The organism is Chitinophaga sp., from assembly GCF_036569125.1.
Taxonomy (GTDB): domain Bacteria; phylum Bacteroidota; class Bacteroidia; order Chitinophagales; family Chitinophagaceae; genus Chitinophaga.
The window spans coordinates 1-8,846 of record NZ_DATCRF010000045.1 but is presented as its reverse complement, the minus strand read 5'-3'; the positions used below and the strand labels follow the sequence as shown (position 1 = coordinate 8,846).

Genomic DNA, 8,846 nt, shown 5'->3' with positions numbered 1-8,846 from the left:
GTATGTATCGGATAAATATATAGGATTGACGTAGATGCAATAATTAAGTGGTAGTGGTATAAAGTGTGCTCAGTAAGATTAAATGTAATTGCTAATAGGGCGATATAACTACTAAAAACAAAATCCCCAAAAATCCCCCTGGAGGCCTATACAAACCAGGCAGCATCCGCCAAAGACTGCCAACTGCCCACTGCAGACTGCCAACTATATAAAATGAACGAGCGGTCGGACTTTCGCCGGCCGCCCGTTGATGGCAAGCAAAAAAGGGATTATTACAAACAAATCTGCTTCTCCGTCATCATCTTCCGGAGATTGATCAGGCCGTAACGCATACGGCCTAATGCGGTATTGATGCTCACTTGCGTGAGGTCTGCAATTTCTTTGAAACTTAATTCAGCGTAGTGCCGCAGGATAATTACCTCCCGTTGTTCTTCCGGCAGCATATCCAGCATTTTACGTACCCGGTCATGGCTCTGGCGTGTGATCATCTTATCCTCTGCACAGCTATCGCTGAAGCCCAGCACATTAAAGATGTCCTTATCATCGCCGGTCTTAATAACTGGGGTCCGTTTGATCTTCCGGAAATGGTCTACACACAGGTTGTGCGCAATACGCATAGCCCAGGGAAGGAACTTACCTTTCTCCGTATAACGTTCCGCGCGGATCGTATCAATAATTTTAATAAAGGTATCCTGGAAAATGTCTTCAGCTAGGAAGGGATCTTTTACGAGTAATACGATTGAAGTAAACAGCTTATCCTTATGCCGTTGCACTAGTTCCTCCAACGCAGAGGTGTGCCCCTTCTTGAAAAGGGTAATCAATTGTTCATCGCTTAATTTATACATTACTTGCATAAACTTTCTACTAATAGACGGGTGAGTAAATAATACGGACCTAACAGTCTGTAGGTGTTTGTTTGAGTAGAGTTTATGCTATAATTTGGATGTTTTTTTGGTTAAAATTCGCTGTTCTGTCTAAAGGGTATAGGTGTTCGTCTGGATGCAAATATAATTGAATAGTTTATAAAAACAACTTATCCAAAATAAATTTCACCGGGAATTCATCGACACATTTAACCCGCTGTATTTGCCTGCCAGCAACGGTTAGCCCTGCCCCGCCCCTGCTAAAAAGCGTAACTTCAACATTATCAGCTTTATTCGTTCCTGCCACTCCGCTGTCCGCGCTCATTTGCGGCTATACGAATAATATATAATATGGGGAATTGTACCCCACATTCCTGAGGGCAGTCAACTGGTAAAGGTGCAAAAATCAGGAGGGTATGATTATATATACGATTGAGGGGCAGTAAAAGTTCAGAAAATGTAAAACAAACACGAAGCAGGGTAAGGCGCCGGTATCTGTTACCTTAACTTTCACCAGAAAATCTTACTTTCGGAGATACATTTGGCGGGACCCTTTTTCACAGAACCGTTTCCGCATCTGTAACGGATACATTGCTTAATATAAACCGACAGTGAGCCTGGTCCCTGAACCGTGGACCTCTTCAGATTGTCAACTTTTTCGTGGAAATTTGCCCAATAATCATGGCTACAAAAGTTAAGAAACAGGAAGCAGTAATTGATGATCAGTCAGTTAGCACACAAGATCATATTTTCATAAAAGGCGCCCGGGTACATAATCTCAAAAATGTAAGCGTAGCTATTCCCCGCAGCAAGCTGGTGGTAGTAACCGGGGTATCAGGGTCCGGTAAGTCGTCCCTGACCATGGACACCCTGTATGCAGAGGGTCAGCGCCGTTATGCGGAAAGCCTCAGCTCCTACGCCCGGCAGTTCCTGATGCGTATGAACAAACCGGATGTGGACTACATCAAAGGGATCTGTCCGGCCATTGCCATTGAACAAAAGGTGATCACCCGTACGCCCCGCAGTACCGTAGGGTCTATGACGGAGATCTATGATTACCTGCGTTTGTTGTTTGCACGTATTGGTAAAACCTATTCGCCGGTATCCGGCCAGCTGGTTAAAAAGCATGAGGTGAGCGATGTGGTGGACTTCATTACCAGGCTGCCTGCCGGCGCTAAAGTACAGATCCTGGTGCCTTTCCGGCGGCACGCCAAACGTGATGTAAAGGAGGAGCTGAACATCCTGATGCAGAAAGGTTTTTCCCGTCTGTATATGAGCGGTAAGGACGGTGGCCAAATGCAGCGCATTGAGGAGCTGCTGGAGGAAAAGAAACCCGCCATCAACGAAAATACCTATGTATTGATAGACCGCGTGGTGGCTAAGGATTTTGATGAAGATGATAAGCACCGCCTCGCCGACAGTGTGCAAACAGCGTTCTATGAAAGTGAAGGCGATTGCCTGATAGAGATCGACGGCAGCCAACAGCAGCATTTCTCCAGCCGTTTTGAGCTGGATGGCCTGCAGTTTGAAGAGCCGGTGCCCAACTTATTCTCCTTTAACAACCCATACGGCGCCTGCCCGGTGTGCGAAGGCTTTGGACAGGTACTGGGCATTGACCCCGACCTGGTAATACCGGATAAGCGCTTAAGCGTGTATGAAGGCGGTATTGCACCCTGGCGCGGGGAAAAGATGGGTGAGTATAAGGAAACGCTCATTAAAGCATCCCGTAAATTCAACTTCCCCGTACATAAGCCTATTGCAGAACTGTCTGACGAGCAGCTAAAGCTGCTGTGGACCGGTAACGAGCATTTTTACGGCATCAACGAGTTCTTTAAAATGGTGGAGCAAAACCTGTACAAGGTGCAATACCGTGTGCTGCAGGCGCGCTACCGGGGCCGTACCGTATGCCATGAATGTGGCGGCGGCAGGCTGCGTAAAGAAGCGCTGTACGTGAAAATAGGCGGTAAAAATATTGCCGACCTGGTAGATATGCCGGTAACGGACCTGAAGCAGTGGTTTGATGAGCTGACCCTCAGCGAGTACGATCAGCAGGTGGCCAAACGTATATTGATCGAAGTGCACCACCGCATTAAAACCTTGCTGGATGTAGGTTTGGGCTACCTTACCATGAACCGCGTAGCCAATACACTAAGCGGCGGGGAAAGCCAGCGCATACAGCTTACCCGCTCCCTGGGCAGCAATCTTACCAACTCATTATACATACTGGATGAACCCAGCATTGGCCTGCATGCCCGCGATACCCACCGCCTTATAGGTGTGCTGAAAGAGCTGCGTAACCTGGGTAATACCGTGGTGGTAGTGGAGCATGATGAGCAGATGATGGAGGAAGCGGATTACATTATTGATATGGGCCCGCTGGCCAGTCACCTGGGTGGGGAAGTGATCTTTGCCGGCGATTATCCTACCATGCTAAAAGATCCCAACAGCCTTACCGGTAAGTACCTGAGCGGCGCCCTTACCATAGAACCGCCCACGCATGTACGTAAATGGAAAAAGGCCATTACGCTGGAAGGCTGCCGGCAGCATAACCTTAAGAATATTTCAGTTGACTTTCCTTTGCAGGTGCTATGTGTGGTGAGCGGCGTAAGCGGCTCCGGTAAAACCACGCTGGTAAAGCAGATCCTTTACCCGGCCCTTATGAAGCTGAAAGGCGAGTTTGCAGAAAGGGTAGGGCAGCACCGGGCCTTAAAAGGCGCGGTAGATGATGTTACGCAGATAGAGATGATAGACCAGAACCCGATCGGTAAATCATCCCGCTCTAACCCGGTTACCTATATTAAAGCATATGACGAGATCCGCGACCTGTTCTCCAAACAGCCGCTGAGCAAAATGCGCGGTTTCCAGGCCAAACATTTTTCCTTTAACGTAGATGGCGGCCGTTGTGACGCCTGTAAGGGAGAAGGCGAGGTGATCGTGGAAATGCAGTTCCTGGCAGATGTGCACCTGACCTGTGAAAGCTGCGGTGGTAAACGCTTTAAAGATGAAGTGCTGGAAGTGAACTATAAAGGCAAAAGCATTTACGATGTGCTGGAAATGGGAGTAGATGAAGCACTGGACTTTTTTAAAGATGAAAAAGATGTGTGCAACAAAATACGCCCCTTAAGTGATGTAGGTTTGGGATATGTGAAGCTGGGCCAAAGCAGCGATACCCTCAGCGGTGGCGAGGCGCAGCGTGTAAAGCTGGCTTCCTTCCTGGGTAAGGGCCGTGCGCAGGGGCATATCCTTTTCATTTTTGATGAACCCACCACGGGCCTGCATTTTCACGATATTAAGAAGCTGCTGAATTCTTTTAATGCGCTCATTGACCAGGGCCATACCGTGCTGGTGATAGAGCATAACCTGGATGTGATACGCAGTGCCGACTGGTTAATAGACCTGGGGCCGGAAGGAGGCGCCGGCGGCGGTAACCTGCTGTATGCCGGGGTACCTTCAGGATTAAAGAAAGTAAAGGAAAGCTATACAGGGAAATACCTGTAATAACTAATATGAGTATTACTTAAATGAGCACACCAATTGGTGTGCTTTTTTATTGCAACGGTGCAGCAGGAGCGCTTATTGTGTTATTAAATATGAGCTCGCTCTTGTATATTTGATGTCGTATTTCGCAAGGGGAAACCATAACATAACACAGGCCATATAACCACAACCCAACCGCATGTTATTTAACTCTATCGATTTCGCCATCTTTTTACCAATAGTATTCGGGCTCTATTGGCTGGCTAACAACAAACTGAAACTGCAAAACATCCTGCTGCTGGTTGCCAGCTATTTCTTTTATGCCTGCTGGGATTGGCGATTTATGTTCCTGCTCATTTTCTCTACGCTGCTGGATTATTTCACCGGCTTAAAAATGTCGGAGACCAACAGCGCAGGCATGAAAAAATTCTGGTTCTGGTTAAGTATTTCCGTGAACCTGGGTTTCCTGGGCATATTCAAATACTATAACTTTTTTGTAACCTCTTTTGCAGATGGGCTATCACAATTAGGGCTACACGTAAATCCATGGACCATAAAGATCATACTGCCCATTGGCATCTCGTTCTACACCTTCCATGGCCTGTCTTACGTGATAGATATTTATAAAGACCGCATTAAGGCGGAAAAGAATTTTATTGATTATGCCTTGTTCGTAAGCTTCTTTCCCCTGCTGGTGGCAGGGCCTATTGAAAGGGCCACCCACCTGCTGCCGCAGATCCAGCGGGAGCGGCATTTTAATTACGCAAAAGCGGTGGATGGTTTGCGGCAGATCCTGTGGGGGCTTTTTAAGAAGATTGTAATTGCAGATAACTGTGCGGAATACGCGAACCAGATCTTCAACCATTCAGCCACTTATTCCGGCAGCACGCTGGTGCTGGGTGCCTTGTTCTTCACCTTCCAGATCTATGCAGATTTTTCCGGTTATTCGGATATAGCCCTGGGTACAGCCAGGCTGTTTGGTATAGAGCTGTTAAGGAACTTTGCTTATCCGTATTTCTCCCGCGATATTGCGGAGTTCTGGCGGCGCTGGCATATTTCCCTTTCCAGCTGGTTCAGGGATTACCTGTATATACCACTGGGAGGCAGCCGTGGCGGCACCTGGATGAAGGTGCGCAATACCTTTATTATTTTTATTGTAAGTGGTTTCTGGCATGGCGCTGCATGGACGTTTATTGTATGGGGCGCATTAAATGCCGTATACTTTTTACCGCTGCTGCTTACCAACAATAACCGTAATAATCTTGAAACCGTAGCGCAGGGTAAAACCTTTCCTACGTTCAGGGAATTTTTCAGCATTCTGCTCACATTCGGGTTAACGGTGCTGGCCTGGATCTTTTTCCGTGCGGCCGATATACACCATGCCATCAGCTACATTGCAGGCATCTTTAAACCTTCGCTGTTCAGCATACCGGAGGTAAAACCACTCACCGTTATACTGCTGGTAATACTGTTCGTATTAATTGAGTGGAGGGGCCGTGAGCAGCCCTATGCAATTGCTGATTTTGGATTGCAGTGGAAAAAACCGTTGCGGTACGCCTTATACTATGCCATCATTTTTGCCATCATCTGGTTCGGCGGTAAGGAACAAGAATTTATTTATTTTCAGTTTTAGGTTATGCGCAAGTTCATTGTAAAAATATTTTCCTTTAGCATTATCCCTTTTATCCTGATACTGGTGCCAACACTGCTGTATATGAAAAGGGATGTGTATGCGGATTTTAAGCAGTATAATAATTACTCCTGGAAATACTCTTTTCAGCAGCTGGGCGACCTTTCCACCAAAAAGCTGCTGAAGGCGCCCAACAATAAGTATAACTCTTTCATTTTTGGCAGCAGCCGTACCACCGGTGTTTATGCCTGTTACCTGCAGCATAAGATCCCCAATGCACATTTTTTCCATTATGCCAACTGGAATGAAAGCATTGGCGGTATGGATGAAAAGCTAAAGCTGCTGGATACTTTGGGATATAACATCAGCAATGTGGTTATATACCTGGATACGGATAACACTTTTGAAAATGATGGCGCCTGCCACCCCTCAGACCATTACCTGCTAACCCAAAAGAGTGAAAGGGATTATATGCTGAGCCATTATAAGAGCTTTTTTTCCTCTCTGAATGCAGATAAGATAAAGATCCTTTGCGGCATGCCGGTAAGCGGCGGCATTTACCCCAACTGGGAATCGGACCCGGTGACCAATGATTGCAAGCACTTTTGTACCGATAGTATTATTGCTGCTTATGGCGATGTGCTGCACGATGAAAAGTTCATACATAAAATGGATTCACTGAAAGCAAACGGGTTCTTATATAAAAGAAGCGCTACGCAGCAATACAGGCCGCAGCAGATCTCGGCAGGAGAAGAGCGGATGCTGCTAAGCATGAAAAAGATCTTTGAGAAGCATAACACCAGCTACTATATTGTAATAGCGCCTTTGTATGACCAGGAGAAATTTGCCCCGGCAGATATGGCTATTCTGCAGCGCTGTTTTGGCAGCCGCCTGTATGATTTTTCCGGTATAAACGCTATTACGAATAATGTATACAACTACCCGGACCGCAAACACTTTCAGCCCTATATTTCAAAAATGATCCTGGATTCTGTTATCACGGATAAAAGCAGTGTGCACATGCAAATGACGAAAAGATAACAAACAGTTAAAGTGCCGGGTTAGACCTGAAGAGAATGTAAAATGTAAAATTTTAAATCATAAATGTAAAAGTAGAATGCCGCGAAGCTTATGTTCGCGGCATTCTACTTTTACATTTATCTCGTTCATAAAGTTTTTTAAATGGTCTCTATGAACCTCCTTTGTCGGTTTGAAATTTTGCATTTATGATTTTACATTCTTTTTCCGCGGGCCTATCGCAGCCGGTCCAGGGACTTGATCAGCTTCTCATCCTTATAAATGCCCCGGGCAGCCAGGAACAGGAATATTAAGATCAGCACCGGTAAAAAGGCGCCGGGTAAATAGGTAGCGGAAATAATGCTTACGCCGGAGCTTACCAGCGTATTGGCATGGTCCTGCACTTTAAAATATTGCAGGATAATGGCCCCGATAGCAAAAAGTATATTGATCACCGTTAGGCGGAACTGTAGCTTACGGTTCTTGTACAGGAAAATACAGATCAGGGCCAGCAGTACGATCAGCATGTAAAGAACAAATACCAGGAAGCTGGATTGGGCGTTAAAATAACTTTCGGTGTTATTGCTGAGCTTAGCCTTCCATAAGTTCAAAAACCAGGTAGCAGTGCCGGCGCCGGCGGCCAGCAGAAGGTATAGACTTTGAATGCGTTGTATCATGATATTTGCCAGTGTTTTAACTGCGTAAATGTAATAATTTATGCTTAAACAGCGCTGCCTTCCCGGATCATACAACCATTGGGTCATTTAGCCATAGGCCAATACTTTGTATATTGCAGCCCCGAACGGTCTTTTATAATTTATTTATGGCGAGAAAAAAATTGAACAAGCAGGATGCGCTGGACTACCATGCATTAGGCAGGCCAGGCAAAATTGAGGTAGTACCTACCAAAAACACCAAAACACAATGGGACCTTTCACTGGCTTATTCTCCCGGGGTAGCAGAACCCTGTAAGGAAATCCATAACGACGTGGAAAATGTTTACAAATACACGGCTAAAAGCAACCTGGTAGCGGTGATCAGCAATGGTACCGCTGTGCTGGGCCTGGGCGATATTGGCCCGGAAGCCAGCAAACCCGTGATGGAAGGCAAGGGGGTATTATTCAAAATATTTGCAGACATAGATGTATTTGATATTGAGCTGAATGCCCGCGGAGTTGATGAGTTTGTGCAGGTGGTAAAGGCGCTGGAGCCTACATTCGGCGGCATTAACCTGGAGGATATTAAAAGCCCGGAATGTTTTGCCATTGAGGAGCGCCTGAAAAAAGAGCTGAAGATCCCCATTATGCACGATGACCAGCACGGCACTGCCATTATATCCAGTGCGGCCCTGCTGAATGCGCTGGAACTGGTAAAAAAGAAAATAGAAAAGGTAAAGTTTGTAATAAACGGCGCCGGCGCTGCCGCCATGGCCTGCGTAAAGCTGTACGTGGCTTTGGGCGCCAGGCCGGAGAACTTCATCATGTTCGATAAGAACGGCGTTATTACCAAACAGCGTACAGACCTTACTGAGATGCACCTGCAGTTTGCTACTACGGCTAAGGTAACGGACCTTGCAGGGGCCATGAAAGGCGCCGATGTATTTGTAGGCCTGTCTGTAGGCAATGTGGTAACCCAGGAAATGGTAAAAAGCATGGCTAAGCAGCCCATTGTATTTGCCATGGCCAACCCGGATCCGGAAATAGCTTACGAGCTGGCAGTACAGGCCCGCCCGGACATTATTTTTGCTACCGGCCGCTCCGATTATCCCAACCAGGTAAATAATGTGCTGGGCTTCCCCTACATTTTCCGCGGTGCGCTGGATGTAAGGGCCACGCAGATCAATGAGGCCATGAAGCTGG

Annotated in this window: 6 protein-coding genes; 4 read left to right on the top strand and 2 right to left on the bottom strand. The window is 46.7% G+C overall.

Going from position 1 to position 8,846, the window contains the following annotated elements:
• Positions 1–272: 272 nt before the first annotated feature.
• Positions 273–845 carry an RNA polymerase sigma factor gene (locus tag VIM87_RS01480; protein ID WP_089920408.1) on the bottom strand — a complete coding sequence of 191 codons (573 nt, stop codon included), beginning with the start codon at positions 843–845 and terminating at the stop codon, positions 273–275.
• 699 nt (positions 846–1,544) lie between these two features.
• On the opposite strand from VIM87_RS01480, the gene uvrA reads away from it, so the two are divergent.
• The 3 genes from uvrA to VIM87_RS01465 all read left to right on the top strand — a co-directional run bounded on the left by uvrA (position 1,545) and on the right by VIM87_RS01465 (position 7,011).
• On the top strand, positions 1,545–4,361 hold the full coding sequence (gene uvrA / locus VIM87_RS01475) for an excinuclease ABC subunit UvrA (protein ID WP_331995255.1): 2,817 nt from the start codon (positions 1,545–1,547) through the stop codon (positions 4,359–4,361).
• 178 nt (positions 4,362–4,539) lie between these two features.
• On the top strand, positions 4,540–5,973 hold the full coding sequence (locus tag VIM87_RS01470; RefSeq protein WP_331995254.1) for an MBOAT family O-acyltransferase: 1,434 nt from the start codon (positions 4,540–4,542) through the stop codon (positions 5,971–5,973).
• A 3-nt stretch (positions 5,974–5,976) separates the two neighbouring features.
• Positions 5,977–7,011 carry a hypothetical protein gene (locus VIM87_RS01465; RefSeq protein WP_331995253.1) on the top strand — a complete coding sequence of 345 codons (1,035 nt, stop codon included), beginning with the start codon at positions 5,977–5,979 and terminating at the stop codon, positions 7,009–7,011.
• Positions 7,012–7,223: 212 nt separating this feature from the next.
• Here the strand turns inward: VIM87_RS01465 and VIM87_RS01460 are convergent, their stop codons facing one another.
• Positions 7,224–7,664 carry a DUF4293 domain-containing protein gene (locus VIM87_RS01460; protein WP_331995252.1) on the bottom strand — a complete coding sequence of 147 codons (441 nt, stop codon included), beginning with the start codon at positions 7,662–7,664 and terminating at the stop codon, positions 7,224–7,226.
• Positions 7,665–7,810: 146 nt separating this feature from the next.
• Between VIM87_RS01460 and VIM87_RS01455 the strand changes: the two genes are divergently transcribed.
• Positions 7,811–8,846 (top strand): malic enzyme-like NAD(P)-binding protein (locus VIM87_RS01455; protein ID WP_331995251.1); only part of this gene is annotated, 1,036 nt, incomplete at its 3' end.